Annotated in this window: 17 protein-coding genes; 8 read left to right on the forward strand and 9 right to left on the reverse strand. The window is 35.8% G+C overall.

Annotation, left to right across the window (positions count from 1 at the left end; genetic code table 11):
• Positions 1 to 53 precede the first annotated feature (53 nt).
• Genes ispH through rnhA form a run of 3 tightly spaced genes read left to right on the forward strand, consistent with a single transcriptional unit; the run spans position 54 to position 2,541 of the window.
• Positions 54 to 1,109 carry a 4-hydroxy-3-methylbut-2-enyl diphosphate reductase gene (ispH, locus tag ACFIK4_RS03690; RefSeq protein ID WP_375611130.1) on the forward strand — a complete coding sequence of 352 codons (1,056 nt, stop codon included), beginning with the start codon at positions 54 to 56 and terminating at the stop codon, positions 1,107 to 1,109.
• Complete coding sequence (locus ACFIK4_RS03695) at positions 1,109 to 2,068, forward strand: homoserine kinase (protein ID WP_375611131.1); 960 nt, start codon at positions 1,109 to 1,111, stop codon at positions 2,066 to 2,068. Before ispH ends, ACFIK4_RS03695 begins: the two co-directional genes overlap by 1 nt.
• A 5-nt stretch (positions 2,069 to 2,073) precedes the next feature.
• On the forward strand, positions 2,074 to 2,541 hold the full coding sequence (rnhA, locus tag ACFIK4_RS03700; RefSeq protein WP_375611132.1) for a ribonuclease HI: 468 nt from the start codon (positions 2,074 to 2,076) through the stop codon (positions 2,539 to 2,541).
• Between the two features lie 26 nt (positions 2,542 to 2,567).
• On the opposite strand, the gene ACFIK4_RS03705 is transcribed toward rnhA, so the two are convergent.
• Entirely contained in the window at positions 2,568 to 3,446 is an 879-nt protein-coding gene (locus ACFIK4_RS03705; RefSeq protein WP_375675025.1) for a protein-disulfide reductase DsbD domain-containing protein, read from the reverse strand.
• Between the two features lie 71 nt (positions 3,447 to 3,517).
• On the opposite strand from ACFIK4_RS03705, the gene ACFIK4_RS03710 reads away from it, so the two are divergent.
• A complete protein-coding gene (locus ACFIK4_RS03710; RefSeq protein WP_375606402.1) occupies positions 3,518 to 4,102 on the forward strand; it encodes a YqgE/AlgH family protein in 585 nt (194 codons plus the stop codon).
• A 42-nt stretch (positions 4,103 to 4,144) separates the two neighbouring features.
• Here the strand turns inward: ACFIK4_RS03710 and ACFIK4_RS03715 are convergent, their stop codons facing one another.
• The 7 genes from ACFIK4_RS03715 to ACFIK4_RS03745 all read right to left on the reverse strand — a co-directional run bounded on the left by ACFIK4_RS03715 (position 4,145) and on the right by ACFIK4_RS03745 (position 14,991).
• Entirely contained in the window at positions 4,145 to 7,030 is a 2,886-nt protein-coding gene (locus tag ACFIK4_RS03715) for an EAL domain-containing protein (protein WP_375675027.1), read from the reverse strand.
• A gap of 397 nt (positions 7,031 to 7,427) precedes the next feature.
• A complete protein-coding gene (locus ACFIK4_RS03720; RefSeq protein ID WP_375675029.1) occupies positions 7,428 to 8,702 on the reverse strand; it encodes a M16 family metallopeptidase in 1,275 nt (424 codons plus the stop codon).
• An 83-nt stretch (positions 8,703 to 8,785) separates the two neighbouring features.
• Complete coding sequence (gene thrC, locus ACFIK4_RS03725) at positions 8,786 to 10,183, reverse strand: threonine synthase (protein ID WP_375631597.1); 1,398 nt, start codon at positions 10,181 to 10,183, stop codon at positions 8,786 to 8,788.
• Positions 10,184 to 10,820: 637 nt separating this feature from the next.
• Positions 10,821 to 11,183: a hypothetical protein gene (locus tag ACFIK4_RS03730; protein ID WP_375613017.1), complete on the reverse strand. Its 363-nt coding sequence runs from the start codon at positions 11,181 to 11,183 to the stop codon at positions 10,821 to 10,823.
• 209 nt (positions 11,184 to 11,392) lie between these two features.
• The gene (locus tag ACFIK4_RS03735; RefSeq protein ID WP_375628296.1) at positions 11,393 to 11,755 is read right to left on the reverse strand and encodes a hypothetical protein; all 363 of its coding nucleotides are present in this window, start codon (positions 11,753 to 11,755) and stop codon (positions 11,393 to 11,395) included.
• Positions 11,756 to 11,944: 189 nt separating this feature from the next.
• Positions 11,945 to 12,301, reverse strand: coding sequence for a hypothetical protein (locus tag ACFIK4_RS03740; protein WP_375668543.1), 357 nt, complete (start codon positions 12,299 to 12,301; stop codon positions 11,945 to 11,947).
• A 1,994-nt stretch (positions 12,302 to 14,295) separates the two neighbouring features.
• Complete coding sequence (locus ACFIK4_RS03745) at positions 14,296 to 14,991, reverse strand: HAD family hydrolase (RefSeq protein ID WP_375613014.1); 696 nt, start codon at positions 14,989 to 14,991, stop codon at positions 14,296 to 14,298.
• A 369-nt stretch (positions 14,992 to 15,360) separates the two neighbouring features.
• Here ACFIK4_RS03745 and ACFIK4_RS03750 point away from each other — a divergent pair, with 369 nt between their 5' ends.
• The gene (locus ACFIK4_RS03750; protein WP_375613050.1) at positions 15,361 to 16,449 is read left to right on the forward strand and encodes a site-specific DNA-methyltransferase; all 1,089 of its coding nucleotides are present in this window, start codon (positions 15,361 to 15,363) and stop codon (positions 16,447 to 16,449) included.
• 755 nt (positions 16,450 to 17,204) lie between these two features.
• On the opposite strand, the gene mutY is transcribed toward ACFIK4_RS03750, so the two are convergent.
• Complete coding sequence (mutY, locus tag ACFIK4_RS03755; protein ID WP_375675033.1) at positions 17,205 to 18,263, reverse strand: A/G-specific adenine glycosylase; 1,059 nt, start codon at positions 18,261 to 18,263, stop codon at positions 17,205 to 17,207.
• 203 nt (positions 18,264 to 18,466) lie between these two features.
• Between mutY and ACFIK4_RS03760 the strand changes: the two genes are divergently transcribed.
• From ACFIK4_RS03760 to ppdK, 3 genes are all read left to right on the forward strand, one after another.
• Positions 18,467 to 18,967, forward strand: a complete 501-nt coding sequence (locus tag ACFIK4_RS03760) for a DUF721 domain-containing protein (protein WP_375638055.1) — start codon at positions 18,467 to 18,469, stop codon at positions 18,965 to 18,967.
• A gap of 82 nt (positions 18,968 to 19,049) precedes the next feature.
• Entirely contained in the window at positions 19,050 to 19,706 is a 657-nt protein-coding gene (locus ACFIK4_RS03765) for a DsbA family protein (RefSeq protein WP_375611143.1), read from the forward strand.
• Between the two features lie 174 nt (positions 19,707 to 19,880).
• The gene (gene ppdK, locus ACFIK4_RS03770) at positions 19,881 to 22,547 is read left to right on the forward strand and encodes a pyruvate, phosphate dikinase (protein WP_375613012.1); all 2,667 of its coding nucleotides are present in this window, start codon (positions 19,881 to 19,883) and stop codon (positions 22,545 to 22,547) included.
• The last annotated feature ends 857 nt before the right edge of the window (positions 22,548 to 23,404 follow it).

Consider the following 23,404-nt stretch of genomic DNA (forward strand, 5'->3'; position numbering starts at 1 on the left):
AATAATAGGTTGTTTGAATATATAGCTAAAACTATAGAGATTAAGGATGATTTATGTCTGGACTTCCCCCTTTAACGATACGTCTTTGTGGTCCACGTGGATTTTGTGCAGGGGTTGATCGTGCTATCCAGATTGTTCTGCTTGCATTAAAAAAATATGGTGTTCCAGTATATGTTCGTCATGAAATTGTACACAACCGCTACGTAGTTGAGGGATTACAGCAACGGGGTGCTGTTTTTGTCGAAGAACTTAATGAGATTCCAGAAGAACATCGCAATCAACCAGTTGTTTTTTCTGCTCATGGTGTACCAAAATCTGTTTCAGAAGAAGCACGATACTATAATTTGTTTTATCTCGACGCAACATGTCCGTTGGTCTCGAAAGTTCATAAACAAGCGATACGACATCAACGTCATGGTCGTCATGTTATATTGATTGGTCATGCTGGTCATCCTGAGGTGATAGGGACAATGGGACAGCTTGAAGAAGGGGTTGTGACGCTTATTGAAACGATAGAAGATGCTTTGCATTATCAACCCAATGATCCAGATAAATTAGGATTTGTTACACAAACAACGCTTTCTGTTGAAGATACTGCAGGAATTATCGATATATTACAACAACGTTTTCCTACATTAGCAGCACCAGCGGCTGAATCAATTTGCTATGCTACAACGAATCGACAAGATGCGGTTAAAGCAGCGGCAAAGGGGAGTGATTTGTTTTTGATTGTTGGAGCACCAAACTCTTCTAATTCACGACGTTTAGTAGAGGTTGCCGAAAAGTCTGGTGCGCGGCAAGCTATTTTAGTTCAGCGCGCTGATGAAATTAATTTTGAAAACCTAAAATCTCTTTCTATAGTCAGTCTTTCAGCAGGGGCTTCGGCTCCTGAAATTATTATTGATGAAATTATTTCAGCATTTCGTGAGCGTTATGATGTCACAATAGAATTAGCTGAAACAGTGGTAGAAACGGAAAAATTTTTAGTGAGTCGCGAATTACGCGACGTCATTTTAACGTCTCAAGATATGGCTTTCGTTAATGGTCAAGCAAATAATGCAAAAAATGAAAATCAGAATACAGACATGTCTACAACGAAAGCAGAATAATGGCCGTTTATACAGATATTCACCCAAATGATTTAAAAGTGTTTTTAACACGTTATGCAATAGGATCACTTTTGTCTTATCAAGGTATAGAAGAGGGGATTGAAAATTCTAATTTTATGTTAGAGACAACACAAGGGCGATTTATTTTAACACTTTATGAAAAGCGTATTTCAAAAGATGATTTACCTTTTTTTTGTCGCTTGATGCAGCATTTAGGACAGCGTGGAGTTCCTTGTCCTCAACCTGTTATTCAAAATGATGGAATGATGATCTGTGAACTAGCAGGACGTCCTGCTGCTATTATTACTTTTCTGGAAGGAGAGTGGATCCGCCAGCCCAATATAGATCATTGTGGCGAAGTGGGGACGGGGTTAGCACAATTACATTTAGCAGGACAGGATTTTACACTCAGTCGTAAAAATACTCTTTCTGTTATGGATTGGAAGGTATTGTGGCAACGTTGTCAAACCAAAGAAGATGCATTGTTAAAAGAATTTGGACAAAAAATTGAGTTGGAATTGGCTTTTTTACAGGAAAATTGGCCATGTAATTTACCAATAGGCATTATTCATGCAGATTTATTTAATGATAACGTTTTTTTTGTGAATCATCGTCTTTCTGGGATGATAGATTTCTATTTTGCTTGTAATGACTTTTTTGCTTATGATTTAGCGATCTGTTTAAATGCTTGGTGCTTTGAGCCTGATCATTCCTATAATCTTACCAAAGCACGTAAGTTATTGGAAAATTATCAAAAAATAAGACCATTGATCCCTTTAGAATTGGACAAGATGGTCTTATTAGCTCGTGGTGCATCTCTACGTTTCTTACTCACACGTCTATATGATTGGTTTAATACACCGCCTAATAGCTTTGTTATTAAGAAAGATCCATGGGAGTATTGGCACAAGCTTTGTTTTTTCAGTAATGTAAATTCGCTAAGTGAATTAGGTTTTTAAATTTTATGGCAACTCAACAAAAAGTCGTTGAAATTTATACAGATGGTGCTTGCTCAGGGAATCCTGGAGTTGGAGGATGGGGAGCAATTTTACGCTGGAATGGTCATGAACGGGAGCTTTATGGCGGTAAGGTCCATACGACAAACAATCAAATGGAACTCATGGCGGCAATTTGTGCATTAAAGGCGCTTAAAGAGCCCTGTTTGGTCGATCTTTATACAGACTCAGTTTATGTACGTAACGGTATATCTAAGTGGATTGAAGATTGGAAAAAGAATAATTGGCGCACTGCATCAAAAAATCCTGTTAAAAATATGGAGCTATGGCAAGCTCTTGAGGATGCTAGTTCTTGTCATACAGTTAGATGGCACTGGGTAAAAGGGCATGCGGGACATCCAGAAAATGAACGCGCAGATGCCCTTGCTCGCAAAGCAATTACTCAATATCGTGAAAATGGACGTTTTCCAGCATAATTGCTTTTTGAGAGCTTTTTCTTTTATCACGGAGACGCAAGAGGGGTTGGCTGCGTATGGAATATGAATGTTCCACTTAAGGCGTGATCTTTAAAAGCAACTGTATAAAAAATTTTTTGGTTTATTTCTTCTGGTGTGAAATAGAGTGGAGCACTGAAGAGTGTATATTCTGCGTTATCACTGACTTTTCTTGCTGCTCCAATTTGCATTTCTCCTCCATCTAAAAAGAGAGAGGAAGGAGTGGTTTTGTTGTTATTTTGTATTTTTATAAGAAGGGTACTATTATTTTTTTCAGCACTTATTTTTAGTGCATTCTGCGTCATGCGGGGCAAAGAATTTTGCGCCTTTTTTAAGAAGGAAGCAGGAAGCTGTTTATTTTTAAGAGCAGATGGCGAAAAATCAAAGTTAACAGTAAATGGAAGACAGATTTTATTACATAATCCAAGAGTGAAAGCACCACTTAAATTTTTGCTTGAACCAGAAAGATTGAAGGGCAATATTACTTTATCTTTATAACCTAATGACCAATCATTTTCTGTTTCAAAAAGCTGTGGAGTAGGATAAAAGATTTCATAAGAAATCTGTTGGTTGAAATTAAAAAATGGTGCCATGCCAGAATTACCTGGATTACGCCAGTAAGTTTTCCATCCTGGTTTAAGCACAATTTCAATAATACCTTCTCTTATTCCAGAAAGAGAAGGTTCAGTGATTGCTAATCGGATACGACCACCCTCTGATTCATACCAAGATGTTGCGAAAAGCTGGAGTTTTTGTTCTGTTTGAGCATTTACAGGAATGTTAAGTAATTTTAAAACTAAGAATGTTAAGCATAAAGTAACTAAAAGCTTTTTATAAAAGAAAGTTGCGATATTTTGTAACTTTGTAAATATGTGACTTTTTTTCATTGGAGTTTTATTTTCCTAGTGTACTAAATGAACAAACTTTTATCATGTAAATTATGGAGAATAGCAGATTAATGAAGCAGTGTAATGGCTTTTTGGGTGGTCAATTACTCATAGCAATGCCTGGAATGAATGACAAACGCTTTATTCGTTCTGTTATTTATATTTGCGCGCATTCTGATGCTGGTGCGATGGGCATCATTCTCAATCAATTGCATCATATTGATTTTCCAGAGCTTTTGCTTCACTTAGGAATCATAGACAGTGGCCAAAAAAAAAGTCTTTCTGAACCGATAAAAAATTTTCCAGTTCGCTATGGTGGTCCTGTTGATCCTTCGCGTGGTTTTGTCCTTCATTCAGATGATTATGCTTGTGAAGAAACTGTTTTTATTGCGGATAAGATCTGTTTTACTGCGACAATTGATATATTAAAAGCGATCAGTTGCGAACAAGGTCCGCAACATGCACTGGTCGCATTAGGCTATGCTGGATGGAAAGCGGGGCAACTTGAGGCAGAAATTTCTACAAATGGTTGGCTAATCAGTTCTACATCACCTAGTTTTCTTTTTGAAAGCGATTTAAGCTGCAAGTATGATAAAAGTTTAACACGCATGGGTATCGATCCAACTTATCTTGCTTCTGAAATGGGACACGCGTAGAGTTTTTTCTAAGCTTTTTAACTTTACACGTTATTTTATCCCTTATGTTTTTATCTTATAAGGGAAATGGCTCTGAACGAGCGTAATTAATTCTTCTATGGCAATCGGTTTCGTCACAAGTGTACTTTGAACATATTTACAACCTTCTTGACGGAGGAAGATTGCTTCTTTTTCATTTTCAACACCTTCTGCGATAATTTGCAAATTAAGATCTGTTGCCATATTAATGATAGACTTGAGAACAATTTTCTTCTTAAGAGAGTCGATTGAGATAAGTGAACGATCAAGTTTAACCATATCAAATGGATAACGTACGAGATAGGTCAGAGACGAATAACCTGTTCCAAAATTATCGAGTGCGAGATTCATTCCAAGTGTTTTAATTTGTTCAAGAAAGTGCGCTGATTGTTCAGGATTATTTCTTAAGACAAATTCAGATATTTCAATCATTAAGCGTCCTTTGTGGAGCGGATGCCGAAGCAAAGCGGCACGCAATTGACTGATAAAACGAGGATGAATCATTTCTGCGCTTGGTAAATTAATTGAAATAAAGAAAGATTGTTGGGAAAACTTTTCTTGTACATTTATAAGATCGATAATGGCATTATCAATGATAAATTGTGACAAATCCATAACAATTTGTTCATTTTCTACGATTTTTATGAAATCAGAGACATTTAAATTTCCATAAGTGGGATGATGCCATTCTACAATTGTTTCAAAACCAATAATATGTCCGTCTGATAAATTAAGAATAGGATGGTAGAGGATTTTCATCTCATTACGTTTTATTGCATAATGAACATCTTTCTCCAGAGTATTATGTTCGAGACCCAAAGTGCGAAAATTAGGACGAAAAGGTTCAATATGGTTCCCACCCATTTGTTTTGCGCGAATCATCGCTAACTCACTATCATTAAAAATATCTTTAGCCGTCGACCGGCTTTCACTCCATGTAACCAATCCGATAGAGGTTGAAAGGATTATTTTATTTTCTGAAAGTGAAATAGGTGCTGAAATTGTTTTGTGCAAATGATCTGCAAATGCTGCAATTTTTTGTGGTTCGGTTTCACTGAGTAAAATAATTGCAAAGCGGTCTGCTGAAAGACGCGATAAGGTGTCTTGAAAGTTAATGAGACGATTTAAACGACGTGCGATTATAAGCAGTACAGTATCCCCAACTGCTATGCCTAATTTGCGATTAATTTGGCGAAAATTATCAAAATCAATCATAAAGACGGTTGGTCTAATTTTGATATTTGCTTTCGCTAAAGAGGTATAATTTTGTAGTCTATCAAAGAAAATTTGTTGGTTAGGAAGTCCGGTTAAGCTGTCGTGGATTGCATCATGCAATAAGCGTTCTTCGGATTTTTTATGGTTAGTAATATTGACAATGGTTCCAATGACACGTGTGATTTTTCCATCTTTTTGCATAGCCGGACGTGCACGAAGAGAAAACCAATGATAATAACCACCACCGGAAGAAAGCCGAAAAATTTGATCAATGCGCCCTTTTTTATTTTTAAGAATGATATCCAATACGGCTTGAAAGCGTTCACGATCATCATGGTGCAAGGCTGAAATCCAGTTGCGCATAGGTCCATTGAGGTTATGAATTTCAGTACCAAAAAGGGTTGCCATGTTTGGATGTACAACAATACGGTCACGCTCAATATTCCAATCCCAAATAATATTTCCAGCTCCCTTTGCTGCGAGTACTTGTTGTTCAAGGTCGGAAAATATTCCTTCATGGAAAGCGTCATTAGAAAAAGTTTGTTGCAGGACAGTAAAGCTAATGAGAAGAACAATGAGCACTAATCCTCCCGCTAATGCTGGCTGGATAATATCATTGTTTAAATGTCCAGCTATGCAGGCATAGGCTCCAACACACCAAAAGCTAATGAGCAACCATGTTGGAATAAGCATAATGGCGCGGTCATAGCTTCTGATTGAGAAATAGATGATTAATATTATACCAAGCACAGCGGTAAGGCCAAAAGACAAACGCGCAATTCCAGCTGCTCTGATGGGATCATAAATAGCAAAGGCTCCTAGACTGCAAAACGCAATGGTCCAAGCGATAGCACCGTAATTAAAATGATAATGCCAGCGGTTAAGGCTGAGATAGGTAAAAAGAAAAATGAAGAGTGTAGCAGTAAGTGCTACTTCTGTACCAGCACGCCAGATTGGTTGGGTTGTGAGTGTAACTGCAAAGAATTTATTTAAAAAGTTGAAGTCAATACCAATATAAAAAAGCACTGCCCAAGCAACTGCCGCTGTTGCAGGAAACAGCCCTGTTCCACGGACGACGAAGAGAACAGTTAACAAAAGCGCTAAGAGACCTGATATCCCAAGAAGAATACCATGATAAAGCGTATAAGAATTAATTGCATCTTTATAAGCTTCAGGTTGCCATAAATAGATTTGCGGTAGATTTGCAGAGTTAAGTTCGGCCACAAATGTAATAACAGCACCAGGGTTAAGGGTAATACGAAAGATATCAGAGTTTGCACTAAGTTGACGATCGAGGGAAAAACCTTCGCTTGGCGTTATGGATTGAATCCTTGATGATCCAAGGTCTGGCCAAAAAAATCCAGAACGTGCCATGCGGTAATGGGGGGCAACGATGAGACGATCAACTTGTTCATCTGTTGGATTTGCAAGAGAAAAAACTGCCCAATTTCCGGAAAATTTTTCATTTTTTGCCTGCACTTCAATACGCCATACAATACCATCTGGTCCTGGTGCTGTACTTGTTTGAAAAATAGAGTTGTTTGTGTGGTGAATTTCAATTGCTTTTGAGAGATCAAGAGCAGCATCTTGAGAAGAAATTTTAACTGGTTCAATTGCTTGTGCTGATGTAAGATGGACAAAAGAACTAACGACTACAATGAAAATGATGTCAATTATTTTACGCAAACTCTTCACAATGTCCCACTCTCAATATTTTAGGATGTTTAATTTTCATTTCGACTTTTGAGAAAAAACGTCCACCTTTTATAATTTATTTACATAATAAATTGTTATCACTTTTCTTAAGTTATGTGATTTTATATACAAATAGACCACACACCCATTTGCTTCAATGGAACCTGAAGCGAATGAAATTTTATATTTTAAAAGGGCAAAGTTAAACCATGAATTTTCAGATTTCACGGATATACCTTCACTTATTAGAATCTTTATCACATGAAGTATGAATTGGGTAGTTTTGTACGCCTATTTGCCCAATATTTCCAAAACTTATTTAATGAGGAGAGCTTTTGTGGTAAATTTTATGATAAAATATGTGACGTTATTGTGATGTTGCATTGAAAAGAAGTTTTTACTTTAGCTTGTATGAAAGAGTTGACGTTAAATCATCAAAATTTATAAGGGGTCCTACAGGTCCGACAGCAGTTAGTGTTGGAGTGGAGTTTGTAAAAAGACGATGTGCTAAATCAGTTAATCTTTTAGGAGTGATGAGATTGAGGCGTTCAATTGTTTCCGATATTGGAATTGGTCGACCATAAAGGAGTATTTGGCGAGCAATGAGATGTGCTTGACTAGAGGGATTTTCCTGTGACATTGTCAGATTTGCACGATATTGCGTTTGTGCTCGTTGCAGTTCGTTGGCGTGAATATTTTTGCTGACCTTGGAAAGTTCATCAAGAATCACAGGAATAAGTTCTTTGAGCCCTTCTTGTCCGGTAGCTGCGTGAACACCAAAAAGCCCAGTATCTGAAAATCCCCAATGAAAAGCATAAATAGAATAGCATAATCCACGTTTCTCTCTTACCTCTTGAAAAAGACGTGAAGACATACCACCACCAAGAATGATAGAAAGAATTTGAGCTGCATAAAAATCACGCGCGTGATAAGCACGCCCTTCAAACCCTAGAACAACTTGTGTATCCATTAAATCGCGATATTCACGAAAGTCGCCACCGACATAATTTGCAAGATTAGTAAGAGGTGCGGTTGAATGGGAGCGAAAAGTACCAAAACGACTTTCAACTTCTCGCAAGAAACTTTCGTGCTTTACAGCTCCTGCAGCAACGACAATCATACGATCTGCACTATATTGTTTATTGATGAAATCATGGAGATCAGTAGATGTAAATGATTGAATAGTTTTAGCTGTTCCTAAAATAGAGCGTCCAAGGGATTGATGACGAAAGGCTGTTTCTGTAAAGTGATCAAAAACAATATCATCAGGAGTGTCATGGGCAGCACCAATTTCCTGAAAGATTACTTGTTTTTCTCGTTCTAGTTCATCGTCGTCAAATTTTGAATGCATTAAAATATCGGCTAAAATGTCTATAGCAAGTGGGATATCGCTTTTAAGTACACGTGCAAAGTAAGCTGTTGTTTCAATACTGGTTGTAGCATTGATTTCACCGCCAACATCTTCAATATCGGTTGCAATTTGAAAAGCAGTACGGTTTTCGGTTCCTTTAAAAGCCATATGCTCAAGAAGATGAGCAATACCATGCTGTGTAGAGGTTTCATTGCGTGAGCCCACTTTAACCCATATTCCGAGGGCAACACTATCAATTTGTTGCATTGTATGTGTGGCGATAGTCAAACCATTACTAAGGCGACATATATCTACATCCATGTATCTACAACTCCATTAAATAAGCTAAACACCTCATTGCAAGGGTATCAGAATATTCTTGATTTAAATTAATGCAGCTAACTTTAATAAGATGCACGCGATTTTAAAGAAATATAATCTTTTACTATTTTTTCATCATTAGCAAGATTTATAAAATGTTCTTCGTGTTTCATTACATCATTGAGATGAGATGGCCATGGAGCATGAAGGCCACAAGCGCTTTTAATAGTATCAGGAAATTTAGCTGGATGAGCCGTGGCAAGAACGATCATTGGAATATGCGGTTTTTTGTTTTCACGCGCTACTTGAAGAGCGACCGCTGTATGTGGATCAACAAGATAGCCACTTTCCTTATAGACACTATCAATTGTTTGAGCTGTTGCAGCCATGTTGCTTTTTCCAGCGGAAAATAGGGAACGAATATTTTTGAGTTGCTTTTCATCAAGAGTAAAGAGACCCGTTTTTTTCAAGTTTTCCATTGCATTGCGAATCCACATTGGATCACGATTGCCACTTTCAAAGAGCAAACGTTCAAAATTAGAAGAGACCTGAATATCCATAGAAGGTGATGTTGTATGGACTATTGGTTGTGTTTTGTAAGTACCACTGGTCAATGTACGTACAAGGATGTCGTTATCATTCGTTGCGATGACCAGTTGAGCAATGGGTAATCCCATACGGGCTGCGACATAACCTGCAAAAATATCACCAAAATTTCCAGTAGGAACAGTAAATGAAACAGCTCTATCAGGTGCTCCTAAAGAAAGTGCAGATGAAAAATAGTAAACAATTTGCGCCATGATACGCGCCCAATTTATAGAATTAACACCTGAAAGTGCTCTTTTTTTACGAAAATTGTGGTCATTAAACATTGCTTTGACAAGAGCTTGGCAATCATCAAAATTTCCTTCAATGGCAATGGCATGAACATTGGAACAATGATTGGTTGTCATTTGCCGTTGTTGAACAGGCGATACACGTCCTTTAGGAAATAAAATAAAAATATCTGAGTGTTCTTTTCCAGCAAAAGCCTGTATTGCAGCTCCTCCTGTATCACCTGATGTTGCAGCAATAATCGTTGCACATCTATTTTTTTCAGTCAAAACATAATCCATCAGTCGAGAAAGAAACTGCATTGCTACATCTTTAAAAGCTAAAGTAGGACCATGAAAGAGTTCAAGGATAAATTCATCTGCTCCAGTTTGTCGTAACGGACAGATTGCTGGATGGTGAAAGGTTGCATAAGATTCAGCGATCATATTTTCAAAAGCTGTATATTCGATTTCGTTATTCACAAAGGGCCACAGAATAGTTTTAGCAATTGTTGTATAGGACTGACCACGAAGTGCTCGTAACGCATCAAATGATAGCTGAGGAAATTTATCTGGCAAATAAAGTCCCCCATCACTTGCCAACCCTGTCATGATTGTTTCCGTAAAGCTTAAAGCAGGAGCTTCACCTCTCGTGCTGATATATTCCATAAGTCTTATCCTTTTTTTATTTCTGGCAAATTGATGAAGTTATTTATTTCACGTTTTTCATAATATTTAAATTATTAAATGGATAGAGCTTCTTTTCTTCTTTTTAATTCAATAATGAAAGGAAATAGCCTTAAGCATTTTTATTTTTGAGATATAAACGCCAAATGTTCACAGAAAATCTGTTACAGTCAAATTTTTTTTCTCTATTATTCATTCACTTAAATTTTACAACGTATCTTCACTTGTACACCTTCTTAAATAATAAAATTAAATAGATAGAATGGTATTTATTGAAGAACTTTTGTATAAAACTCAATCATTCATAGTTATTTTATGCTCTTAATACTTTGTAACAATTAAATCTGCTAAACTGAATGTTAAAATGATACATCTCAGAACTCACATTGGAAGATTTATAAGGTAATTTTATGGCATTTCGTGCGCAAATCTATACTTTGAATAATCTTTTTTAGCTTAATTTATCACTTTGTATAATAATAGATATTATATTTGTGCTATACAGTATGGTAACCTAAAGTTTATCCATAGAAAACATACAACAGCCTGCTAAATGATGGGAAGCAGGCTGTAAAGTATTTTCATTTTAAATAGAAAAAAATAACTAAGTATCTTTGAATTATTTGCCTTTAATTTTTCCTATTGCCCATCCGATTATCCCGCTAAATATGGCCATAACAGATCCAGTCAAGAATCCAAAACCCAAAGCTCCTACTGTAGAAAAAACTCCTAGCGTAATTGGTTCAAACACTTTCTCAAATTTTCCTTCAAAGGCAGATTCACTTTTTGCTTTATGAGTGAAACTTGGGACATAAAGAGCAGCTATATCGATAGCTTTTTTCTTTCCTTGTTCTATTAAAGAGACAGTTTCCCATTGAGTATCATTTTTCAAATGATTGGCATGAACATTTATAACTTGTGAAAGCAGAAAAGCAACTGCTATAAAAATATTTAATACGTAAGTTTTCAATACTTTAATCATAGTTTACCACCAATACTTTTATTTTAATCTGAATTGAATAGATGCATCGGCAGAATTAGTGCACATTGAGAGAAACAGAAGCATTTAAAGCTTTTTTCACTCTTAGTGTGATAATTCATTAGTTTTTGTCATCAACAATGGATAAACACGGAATATGTTCATAGTTTATATTTCATATGAGAAGGTCTTATTCTGATGAAATTTCAATTTTAACGAGATTTAAAATACAATATTATTTTACTTATTATCCATCCTAAAAACATGCCTATCGTACTTGATGCATATCCAAGTGCCATCCCCATACCAAAAGCCCCGAGTGTAAGAGGTTCAACAACCTTTTCAAATTTTCCTTCAATAGTAGCTTCATTACCCACTCCACGATTTAGACTAGGTCTATAGAGAGAAACGGTATGGACTGCATCCTTTCTTTTCTGTTCTATTGCAGAAACAAAAATATTCTCACGATGAGTACTATTTTGTAAAGAGTTTGCATGCACATTTACAACCTGAGAAAGAGAAAAGGCAGAAATAATGAAAATACTTAATATATGATTTTTAAATAATTTAATCATAATTTACCTCAAATATTTATACTATTCAATATATATGCGTAAATTTATACTTAATTTATACTTTGGATATTTGGATGTAATCTACAACATTTATATTTTGTAGCATAATGAGCTTCATTATGTAATTATTTACAATGAATTATAGCCACATAATAAAGCTATTATTATAGAGTTCTAGACGAGGTTGAATTATTTGAACATCAATACTATGTCCTTTATCCAACTTATTATCGATCCTATAAAGCTCATTACATGTCCAGTAAACAATAGCCCCATTCCTATAGTCATAGGCTCAACGACCTTTTCAAATTTTCCTTCACCTATTGTTCCATGTTCTGTTTGATAATTTACAGACGGAGCATAGAAAGCAGTCGTAGAAACTACATCGGATTTCGCATATTTTACTTGTTCCATTGGGAAAACAGAAAATTCCTCTTTTGGAGTATCGTTTTTCAAATAGTTTGCATTAACATTTACAGTTTGTGAAATAAAAAAAGTGCTCACTATAAAAATGCTTAAAATATAATTTTTAAATATTTTTACCATAACTTTACCTCAAATATTTTTAAGTTATATATGTAAGAAATATACATAATGTTTATGTATATCACACTATATACAAGCCATATAGTTCAATATGTATTTTTAGTCAATAATAAAAATACATATAAAAATATAACTATAATTTTTATAAACGTTATTGTAAAAAAGTAACAGTCATAATTACAAATTATATTTTTTAAAAACTTTATACAATATTTTATTATGTGTTATATATAAAATAACATATGGTTATCGTATAATTTTTATAAAATGACATTAATATATTTTTTAAATACATTTATAGATAATAAAATTGATCAAAATTTTTACATATTAAATATATAAAAAATTATTTATTATCGATAGTATAATAGAAAAAATGAAAATTATGATGTGGTTATAAAAATATTATTAACAATTAAAATATGAATGGACACGCTAAAATTTTATTATTTATAGTATTTATTATAGATAGTCATTATTGTAGAATGTGTGTTCTATAGATATTATTAAATTATTATTCAATGGTTATTTAATTGCATCGTGATAGCAGAATAATAATTCTTACTTTACTATTAAATATATACATTTATCTTATAGATAATAATATGTTATAGATACTAAAAAATGTACAATTTTCTCATAGTGTAAAGTAGAGCTCGAATTGGATAGAGATAAATGATATTATCTTTTTATTGCCAATGTGAACAGCATATTACTATGATGCAAGGCAGTGTATAGAAGAATATAATTTAGACATATTTATGAGTGCCGAAAGATCAGCATTAGATAATATTTTCAACACTTTCTTCTTTCCAAACTGAAAAGCCGCTTTTATTTTTAGAAAGTGGATTACTTTTGAAAAGATCTGATTTCATTGCTTATTTAAAAAGGCTATTAAGTGCTTTCGGAAAATTTTAAGCAACTATTGGTATCGCTGTCGCTTGTTTAACATGATTATATGTTTCATATTTATGTGCTTTTTTAAAGAAACCGTTCTCAAGGTACTCAAGCCTATTTTGCAATGATAGATATGATGATAAAGCCCCCATAATATAAAATTCTTAGGGCATCAGAATTTTTGACGTTTATAAAGAAGAAAGATGGCATTGCCATACACTTTTCTCGCTCCTAATGTTGCTACAATTTTTGCCTTTTGAGATGATTCATTAAAAGGCATTTTTATTTCTTTATTTATTTAATTCAGCATATCTAGGTTTGAAATGAGAGAATCTTACAATATTCGGTTTTTTTGCTTAATTTGAATCATGATAAATTATGATTATAAATCAATATATTGTCTGTAAATTACTTGGTATGAAATATTTTTTATAAAATGCACATCTTCATAAGAGTGTATTCTTTTTGTTTTTTGTAATCTTAGGGAGGTTGTACCAATTGATGCTGTTAAAATACTATTTAAGCAGCAAAGTAAATAAGCCTTCAACAAGTTTATGAGATTTGGATTGAGTAAATATAAGCCTTTGTAACTCAACAAGGACGCATTTGTCATTTTCAATAAAGTCTTGTGTTCCATAGATTCCGCGAATTTTAATATTTTTTCCATGATCAATAGGCACATCCCTTACAATTTTACCATAGTATGTGATTTTTTTGATCAGATGAAAGAGGCTAGCAATTCTCACATCTTATCGAGCAAGGCATCGTAATATTCCTTTTTTGACAAATATAATAATTTATCAGGATGAGCTGCTGAGGTTGGGAGTGGGATATCGGAGTTGAGATAGATAAGCAGGGTTTAATTTTCATGAGTTGGCACCCCTGTTTTTGGCTTTTTTTAAAGCACGTGCAATGGTTAACAGACTTATGATTTCAATGAGGCGCTATATTTTTCCTTCACATTGAGATGCAATTCACCCGTGTCGTGAATTACGCATTTATTGAAGTTATTATAAAAGGAGCAGCGAGAAGAGCAGGACATTTGAATAAAAATGCTTCTTACAAGAGTTTACAAATTGATATATTCAAGAGATTTTTTATAATAGATCTCGCCATACTGCCATTGCTTCTAAGACTTCTCCTAAATGAGCATGTTTTGCAATAACTGTTTCTGCACCAGCTTCTGCAAGTGCATTAGAGTGGCCAAGATAGCTATGTGATCCTCCCGTAAAGCCGATGACACGCATGCCTGCTGCTATGGCTGCGTGTACACCATGAAGTGAATCTTCTATAACGATAGTGTTTTGGGGCTCTGCCTGTAATTGTTGTGCGGCAAAAAGGAAAACATCAGGGGCCGGTTTCGTTCTTTTTGTTCCAACTTCAGGTGCTGAAAATATTTTACCTTCAAAAAGGTCATAGAGATCAACCGTGATGAGCATCTCTTTTATATCTACGCTTTTTGCATTAGAGCAGATACAGTAGGGATAGCGTGTTTGGATAATTTCTACAGCTTCTCTTACATCATCAATAGCCCGTAATTTAGTTTTTATTTGTGTACGAAAAATATTAGTCATTTGATCTATGAGATGAGCAGAAATAGGTTTTTCTGTTTCCTGTTCAACGTGTTTAAGAATATCGCGAAAGATAAGCCCTGCAAAACGCTCACTCAATTCTTCGGGTGATATTTCATATCCTGTTTGTTTGAGCAATTGAGATCCAATTTTTGCTGCAAGATATTCAGAGTCGACGAGAACTCCGTCACAATCAAAAATAATAAGATCTATCTGAGGCATAAGATATTCCTTTACATGTTACGAGATGGACAACTTTCATGAAAACGATATTGAGAAGATCTTATTTCATAAAAATACGCTTTGAAAATGATTCTTAATTCTTTTACGAAATAAAAGATATGGGAACAGTACATTGAAAAAAAAAATTAAGGTTTCATTCATATGAAAGTTTTTTTTACTAAAAAAACAAAAACAATCATCAATTTTGTAGAACTTTAACGATACGTTTACGCTATTTTGTAAATATAGATGGGTAATGCGGGCCTATAAACTATTTGGGTTGATTATAGGGCAAATTCAGTTAATTTTGTTGGGTTTTTCATGACAGTTATTCAGCTTCAAAAAGATTTCCTTCGTACTCCCTCACAAATGCCATGGCGCAATAAAATTTTTAAAGGAGATTGTGTTTCCGTTTTAGAAAAACTTCCAAAACATTCTGTTGATATGATTTTTGCGGATCCACCCTATAATTTGCAATTGGATGGAGCTTTATACCGTCCAGATCATTCGCTTGTTGATGCGGTTGATGATGCATGGGATCAGTTTGAGAGTTTTGCTGCTTATGATGCTTTTACTCGTGCATGGTTGCTTGCTTGTCGTCGTGTATTAAAACCCAACGGAACACTTTGGGTTATCGGATCTTACCATAATATTTTTCGGGTTGGGACGGCATTACAAGATTTAGGTTTTTGGATGCTTAATGATATTATTTGGCGCAAGAATAATCCGATGCCTAATTTTCGAGGGCGCCGTTTTCAAAATGCTCATGAGACGCTTATTTGGGCCGTGCGAGATCAAAAAGATAAAAAGTACACATTTAATTATGATGCCTTAAAAGCGGCAAATGAAGATCTACAAATGCGTTCAGATTGGCTTTTCCCTCTCTGCACTGGAGCTGAACGTTTAAAGGATGATTCGGGGCGTAAATTACATCCAACACAAAAACCGCAAGCGTTATTAGCGCGTATTATTATGGCTTCTAGTAAACCTGGTGATGTTATTCTCGATCCGTTTTTTGGTTCGGGAACAACAGGTGCTGTTGCCAAGCTTTTAGGGCGTGATTTTGTTGGGATTGAACGCGAGCAAGATTACATCGATGCAGCATGTGAGAGAATTGCGGCGGTTCAACCTTTAGCGCAACCAGAACTAGCGATTTTGGATAGAAAAAAAGCAGAACCGCGCGTAGCATTCAACAGTTTGCTTGAAGCAGGTTTACTCTATCCTGGAGAAGTTCTGTATGATCGTAAGAAGCAAGTATCTGCTATTGTAAGAGCTGATGGTACGATTATGCATGGTGGTGAAGCGGGCTCAATTCACGCAATGGGAAGAAAGGCTCAAGATTCGCAGAGTTGTAATGGTTGGACCTTTTGGTATTATGAGGAAAATGGACGGTTGAAGTCCATAGATCATTTAAGAATGATCATACGTTCACAAATGTTAAAAACGGGTGTTTTATGAACTAAGCTGATCGCTTCATTCTATTGACCACCAATATACCTGATCTTGATTGAGATGGACGTGAGGGTGTTTTAGTCTTTCTTAGATGTTTTTTATTGACACACTAAATCTCGCTTGTAAGCGACAAGCGAGTATTTTATGCTTCTTTTAGAAGAAATTAAAATGAGAAATTTTCAATCTATGTTCTCATTTTAGTTCCAAAACAGTAAAATTTCAATATAAGCTTATAAAAATGAAATATCAGAATTAAAAGGTTCATTCAGAAGTTCAAAATTAAGTGCTTTTTTGAATACGTACATCTGTAAAGTGCATATAATATATTGATTATAAAGATAATTTAGCGCAACTCATATCGAATTGCCCTCGGAATATCGTCAAGTTTTCTTATTTCAAATTTGTTCCATATTGAATCGATGAAAATTACTTTCTTGCATGTCATAAACGGGGTTGGCGTGTGAATAAAAATTGTTAACGAAAGAACTAAAAGTACCTCTTATAATCCGTTTCACGTACCAAGGGATGTTGAGGGGGCTGGTAAATATAACGATGGTGCTAACTTGCTCCGTCATAAGCGAAAAAAGGATAGATCCTGAAATTTAAATCTAAAGCTTCTAAGCGTTTCTATCGCTCCTTAATTTTTGTCTGTAGAAAAAATTGGTTATTTCATTTTTTAAAATTTTTCTTTTACAGATTAATAAATGATCGCTAGAGATACAAAAGTCTCCATTAGAAAACATTTTTATGAATAGGGAAGGTTATTTAAATCTAAAAGAATTGGGAAGTGCTACGGAAATGGCTTTTTTCATAACAGTAGGTAATGCTTCTTCGGCAAGATGTTGAATGTTACACCACCAACCATTTTCACAATTCATTTCATGAACATCTTCGGTATAGTAAACATCAAGTTTTAGAGAAAAGTGAGTAAAAACATGCGTAATTTGTCCTTTGAATTGCCAATTGGCAGTAAAGGGTGCGTTTTGTAGCCCATTTTCGTTGTTTATGCCAATATTGTTAGGAATTTGGGTCATTCCACCAAGGAGCTTTTGCGTCTGTCGTTTTTCCAAATAAATTTGTTTCTTTTTATTAAGGACCACAAAAGCAATACCTGTTTTTGAAGGGCGTTCTTTTTTAGGGGCTTTAACTGGAAAAGACTCCGGTTGTTGCATCTTTTCTGCTTTGCATAAACATTGAAGAGGGCAGGTATAACAAGATGGTTTGCGTGGAGTACAAATTGTTGCTCCCAAATCCATCATTGCTTGAGCAAAGTCACCAGGACGATTTAAAGCAGTAATTTTTTGTGTTTTTTCTTTAATTTCAACTTTTGCTTTTTGCAATATTGAAGTGATAGCAAAAAGTCGCGCTACTACACGTTCGACATTACCATCAACCACTGCTACAGGGTGGTTAAAAGCAATCGCAGCAATGGCTGCGGCAGTATAATCTCCAATACCGGCTAGAGTTCGCAATTCTTTTACAGATTGTGGAAATTGTCCCGCGTAGTTTTCAACAAGCTGTCGCGCACATTTTTTAAGATTACGTGCGCGTGAATAATAACCAAGTCCAGCCCATGCTTTCATGATATCATCTTGGGAGGTTTTTGCTAAAGAGGAAAGATCAGGCCATAGTTTTAGAAACTTTTTAAAATAAGGCTTAACTGTTTCAACGGTTGTTTGTTGAAGCATGATTTCAGAAAGCCAAACTTGATAAGGATCAGGACGGATACCTTGTTTTTGCTTTTCGGGGGTAATCCGCCATGGAAGATGTCTGTGATTTTGATCGTACCAAGCAAGGAGGTGCGAAGAAATTTCATACATGATTGCTTTCAAGCATAGGGAGATATAAAATGCAAAAGAAAAAATTATTTATTTTGTAATTCATGTTTTTTGCTCTTTTATTGTCAAGGCTCTGGTGAGAAAAGGCTTTTTATTTTGTTGATATTTCATAAATTGAGGAGGCAACAATTTTTAGATGAAACAAATGATTTTAATTTAGTAAGCGGTTGAACAATGATCTAAAAATGAGAAAACAACTTAAAAAACGTATCTTTTATTCTCTTTCTGAGGCGGTATACAAAATACTTGATCCAGTTTTACGCAAACGGACAGGGCTTAATGTAGCGCTTATAGAACATTGGCCACAGATTGCGGGCTATGATATCAGTGAACATACAATGCCGCTTAAAATTATTTGGAAACGTCGTGCAGATCAAGATGAAGTTTTTCAGCCAGCAACACTTGTTGTCGCATGTGAAGGATTTGCTGCGTTAAAATTGATGCATGAAACAGAGGAATTACTTCATAGAATTAACGGATTTTTTGGCTATATTGCTATTGATCGCATCAAGATTGAGCAAAGGAGTATGTCGGTTTTTATGAATCACTTGCCTCTAAAACCGCCTTTGAGTGAACAAGACAAAAAATGCGTGGAAAAAATGCTTGAAGGAATTGAAGATAAAAGTTTGCACCAAGCACTTTATCAACTTGGCTGTTGCATTTTTTTGGAAAAAAATAATAAATAGAAAGATATTTTATATATTTTTCTTTAATATATGAGAAAGCATTGGATTCCTATTCGTTAATAACAACAGAAAAGTATTATTTATGGTAAAATATCGTTCTTTTTTATCTTTCGGGATAATTTTTCTCTTCATAACGATTGTACAAAACAGTGTAACAGTTGCTTTAGCGCGTGATCCCAAATCAGTGGCAACTGTTGATATGGCAGAGCTTCTCCAATCGGGTAAAGTAAAGGATCGCTTTGAGGGAGAGGCGGATGCACCAGTCGTCATTGTTGAGTATGCTTCGTTGACATGTACCCATTGTGCGCATTTTTATAATGATATACTTCCCCAAATTCGTAAAAAATATATCAAAACAGGAAAAGTAAAACTTATTTTCCGAGAATATGCTTTTGATCCTCGGGCAACAGCAGGTTTTATGTTGGCACGGTGTGCACCGGAAGATCGCTATTTTCCTTTGATAGAAGTTTTATTTCAAAAACAAAATGAATGGGCTTTCGGAAAAAATGCTCTAACACCATTGAAGAAAATTGGCTTAATGGCTGGTTTTACAGATGAAAGTTTTACTGCGTGTTTGAAAAATCAGTCCATTTTAGATGAAGTAAATGCATCTTTTGAACGCGGTAAAGAGCTTGGTGTCACAGCAACACCTACTTTCTTTATTAATGGTAGTAAATATGAAGGTGCCATGAAAGTAGAAGAATTTTTTTCGGTGATTGATAGTTTTCTAAAAAACTGAATCTTAATCTTCCAGAAGATGGATAGTGATACTTTTGGTCATTATCTCTTTTGGAAGGATTAATATTATGCATTTATGAAGCGATATCGTTGAGCCAATTTTGAATCAAATCATTGCTTTTAAGTGAGCCTGGGTTGAATGATGTTTTGAAGCTGATATGGGAGGATTTGTACAGTGAAAAAATGGGTTTATAGTTTTGGAGATGGAAAGGCAGAAGGAAGTGCAAGTGAGCGTAACCTTCTCGGAGGTAAAGGGGCTAATTTGGCAGAAATGAGTAATCTTGGTTTGCCCGTACCACCCGGATTTACGCTGACAACAGAAGTTTGTAATTTTTATTATGCCCATGACAAATCATATCCAGAAGAGCTACAGGAATCTGTTAAGCAAGCACTAAGATACGTTGCTGAACAAACAGGACGTGAATTTGGGAATGAACAAAGACCACTTTTGCTGTCTGTTCGTTCAGGGGCTAGGGCTTCTATGCCAGGGATGATGGATACAGTGCTGAACCTTGGCATGAATGATAAAACTGTAAAAGCAATTGCTTTACAAGCCAATAATGAACGTTTTGCTTATGATAGTTATCGGCGTTTTATCCAAATGTATTCTAACGTTGTTTTGGGGCTAGACCATTCGTATTTTGAAGAGATTCTTGATGAAGTAAAAGCATGCAATGGTTACACTATTGATACAGAAATGACAGCAGATGATTGGAAGAATGTTATTATTTCTTATAAAGCCTATGTTGAAGAAAAATTAGGAACCCCTTTTCCACAAGATCCTGAACAACAGTTATGGGGGGCAATTGGAGCCGTTTTTTCAAGTTGGATGACAGCACGTGCAGTTACTTATCGCCGTTTACATAGCATTCCTGAAAGTTGGGGAACGGCAGTTAATGTGCAAGCTATGGTTTTTGGTAACATGGGAGAAGATTCGGCAACAGGTGTTGCTTTTACACGCAATCCATCGACAGGGAAAAAAGAACTTTATGGTGAATTTTTAGTTAATGCGCAAGGGGAAGATGTTGTGGCGGGCATTCGAACGCCTCAAAATATTACAGAAAGTGCGCGTATTGTTGCTGGTTCAAATAGACCGTCGTTAGAAAAAATTATGCCTGAGGCTTTTTTGAAATTATGTCAGATTGCGCAGAAGCTTGAGCAGCATTATCGGGATATGCAAGATCTCGAATTTACCATTGAAAAAGGTAAATTATGGATGCTTCAGACTCGTTCAGGAAAACGCACGGCTCGTGCGGCTCTCAAGACGGCAATTGAAATGGTTGAGGAGGGGTTAATAAACCGTGAAGAGGCTGTGATGCGTATTGATGCAAAGTCGCTGGACCAACTTTTGCATCCAACACTTGATCCTAAAGCAGAACGTTTTGTTATAGGACGTGGTTTACCTGCTTCTCCTGGAGCCGCAACTGGTGAAATTGTTTTTACTTCAGAAGAGGCAGAAACTGTGTCGGCGGAAGGTCGCAAAGTTATTTTGGTCCGTGTAGAAACAAGCCCAGAAGATATTCATGGTATGCATGCTGCAGAAGGAATTTTAACAACGCGTGGCGGTATGACAAGTCACGCTGCTGTTGTTGCGCGGGGGATGGGAAAACCATGTATTTCTGGTGCTGGCAGTGTGCGGATTGATTATAACACAAATACGTTGTTTGCCTCAGGAGAAAGCTTAAAAAAAGGTGATGTTATCACAATTGATGGTGGAAGTGGAGAAATTTTCAAAGGGAAAGTTGCAATGTTGCAGCCTCAGCTTTGCGGAGACTTTGCAAAATTAATGGAATGGGCTGATGGGATGCGACGTATAAGAGTTCGCGCTAATGCTGATACACCATCTGATGCCCGTATGGGGCGCTCTTTTGGGGCTGAAGGTATAGGTCTTTGCCGTACGGAGCACATGTTTTTTTCTGATGAACGTATCGTTGCCATGCGTGAAATGATTTTAAGTCATGATGAAAGTGGTCGTCGTAAAGCACTAGATAAGCTGTTGCCAATGCAGCGTTCAGATTTTAGTGAATTATTTGAAATTATGTGTGGTTTACCTGTTACTATCCGCTTGCTAGATCCACCGTTACATGAATTTTTGCCTAAAACGAAAGCAGAAATTCTTGATGTTGCAACAGCTATGGGTGTTTCTGCTGAAGTGCTTGCTGAACGCACTCAGCAGTTGCACGAATTTAATCCTATGCTTGGATTACGAGGATGCCGTTTAGCTATTACTTATCCTGAAATTGCAGAAATGCAAGCGCGGGCGATTTTTGAAGCAGCAGCAGAAGCTGCCCAAAAATCTGGATCTCCTGTTATGCTTGAAATTATGGTGCCACTGGTTGCACTAAAATCTGAACTCGATTTTGTGAAAGCGCGTATTGATCAGGTTGCTGAGGAAGTGATGAAAGAAAAGGGAAGCACTATTCAATATATGGTTGGGACGATGATTGAACTTCCAAGAGCGGCGCTTCGAGCAGATGAAATTGCTGAAACTGCTGAATTTTTTTCATTTGGAACAAACGATTTGACACAAACTACTTTTGGGATTTCCCGTGATGATGCAGCTCCTTTTTTGGCAACCTATTTTCAAAAAGGTCTTTTAGAGCAAGATCCTTTTGTGTCTATTGACCGTGATGGAGTAGGGGAACTTATTACCATTGCTGCACAGCGTGGACGCTCAAAGCGTGCAAAAATAAAATTGGGAATTTGCGGTGAACATGGAGGCGATCCTGCCTCTATTGCTTTATGCGAAGAAAATAACCTGGATTATGTTTCGTGTTCTCCTTTTCGAGTGCCAATTGCTCGTTTAGCAGCAGCTCAGGCCGCAATAGCAAAAAGGATGTAATGGGTTAATATTTTTTGTTGTATCGTTATTACTGAAATAAATTTTTATATATTCTTTTATTTTCTTTAATAAAGGGAATAAAAATGCTTCTAAAATGCACGATAAGTTGTGTTACGCGAGAAAGTGTTTTTTTTAGAGGTTTATGAAAGAAAATATAAAGCACAGGATAGACAAAGATGTATTATTAATGCACTTTTTATTGGCGAACCTCTTGATAGAGAGAAACGTGTTATTGTGCAGTCAATTTACGCGTTTGCTTTTTTATAGGGGAATGAGCTCCTCACGCAAAATAGAATGCTCCAAACAAATGCATTTTTTTTTGCGCATCATGCTGTTTGAGATAGACATTTCTCAATGGATGCCCCATTTTACATTGATATTCGTGGAATGGGGATTATGTAAAACTCCCCGTAAGTTTATAAAAATCTTCCCAAAATTTATAAACTCCATTATGCACTCCCATCTTTACATTTATAAAGGAATATCAAAGTTACACAATCTATTGATTTATAAAGATAATTTTTTATTTCTCATATTGAATGAAAGCTGTAAATATCATAAGATCTTCTTATTTCGACTTCTTTTATAATGAATCAATCAAAACCATGTTTTTTGTATGTTACAGGCGGGATGAGCGTCTGTAGATAAAAAAATAAAGCAAGGATATGCCTCTTATGAAACGTCTCAAGTGTCAAGAGCTGTCACAAATTGAAGGTAGGTACAGTGTGTAATGGTGCCGGCTTGCTTCTTGACAAAAAGCGTAAAGATGATGCGCGGCGCGTGCAGTGGGACTACTATTATTATTCATGGGCGTTGTTGCGAAGTGGTTTTAGGTGCTTTAGAGATGTTTTTTAAGA

The sequence above is a fragment of the Bartonella sp. AP9QHHD genome (genome assembly GCF_042195625.1).
In the GTDB taxonomy this organism is placed as follows: Bacteria; Pseudomonadota; Alphaproteobacteria; order Rhizobiales; family Rhizobiaceae; genus Bartonella.

Excerpts from the sequence above, each read along its gene's own strand:
- mutY (WP_375675033.1), bottom strand. The coding sequence starts at position 18,263 with ATGTATGAAATTTCTTCGCACCTCCTTGCTTGGTACGATCAAAATCAC.
- ACFIK4_RS03745 (WP_375613014.1), bottom strand. The coding sequence starts at position 14,991 with ATGCCTCAGATAGATCTTATTATTTTTGATTGTGACGGAGTTCTCGTC.
- thrC (WP_375631597.1), bottom strand. The coding sequence starts at position 10,183 with ATGGAATATATCAGCACGAGAGGTGAAGCTCCTGCTTTAAGCTTTACG.
- ACFIK4_RS03710 (WP_375606402.1), top strand. The coding sequence starts at position 3,518 with ATGAAGCAGTGTAATGGCTTTTTGGGTGGTCAATTACTCATAGCAATG.
- ACFIK4_RS03695 (WP_375611131.1), top strand. The coding sequence starts at position 1,109 with ATGGCCGTTTATACAGATATTCACCCAAATGATTTAAAAGTGTTTTTA.
- ACFIK4_RS03765 (WP_375611143.1), top strand. The coding sequence starts at position 19,050 with ATGGTAAAATATCGTTCTTTTTTATCTTTCGGGATAATTTTTCTCTTC.
- rnhA (WP_375611132.1), top strand. The coding sequence starts at position 2,074 with ATGGCAACTCAACAAAAAGTCGTTGAAATTTATACAGATGGTGCTTGC.
- ACFIK4_RS03730 (WP_375613017.1), bottom strand. The coding sequence starts at position 11,183 with ATGATTAAAGTATTGAAAACTTACGTATTAAATATTTTTATAGCAGTT.
- ACFIK4_RS03750 (WP_375613050.1), top strand. The coding sequence starts at position 15,361 with ATGCCATGGCGCAATAAAATTTTTAAAGGAGATTGTGTTTCCGTTTTA.
- ACFIK4_RS03740 (WP_375668543.1), bottom strand. The coding sequence starts at position 12,301 with ATGGTAAAAATATTTAAAAATTATATTTTAAGCATTTTTATAGTGAGC.
- ACFIK4_RS03720 (WP_375675029.1), bottom strand. The coding sequence starts at position 8,702 with ATGGATGTAGATATATGTCGCCTTAGTAATGGTTTGACTATCGCCACA.
- ACFIK4_RS03735 (WP_375628296.1), bottom strand. The coding sequence starts at position 11,755 with ATGATTAAATTATTTAAAAATCATATATTAAGTATTTTCATTATTTCT.
- ACFIK4_RS03705 (WP_375675025.1), bottom strand. The coding sequence starts at position 3,446 with ATGAAAAAAAGTCACATATTTACAAAGTTACAAAATATCGCAACTTTC.
- ACFIK4_RS03760 (WP_375638055.1), top strand. The coding sequence starts at position 18,467 with ATGAGAAAACAACTTAAAAAACGTATCTTTTATTCTCTTTCTGAGGCG.
- ispH (WP_375611130.1), top strand. The coding sequence starts at position 54 with ATGTCTGGACTTCCCCCTTTAACGATACGTCTTTGTGGTCCACGTGGA.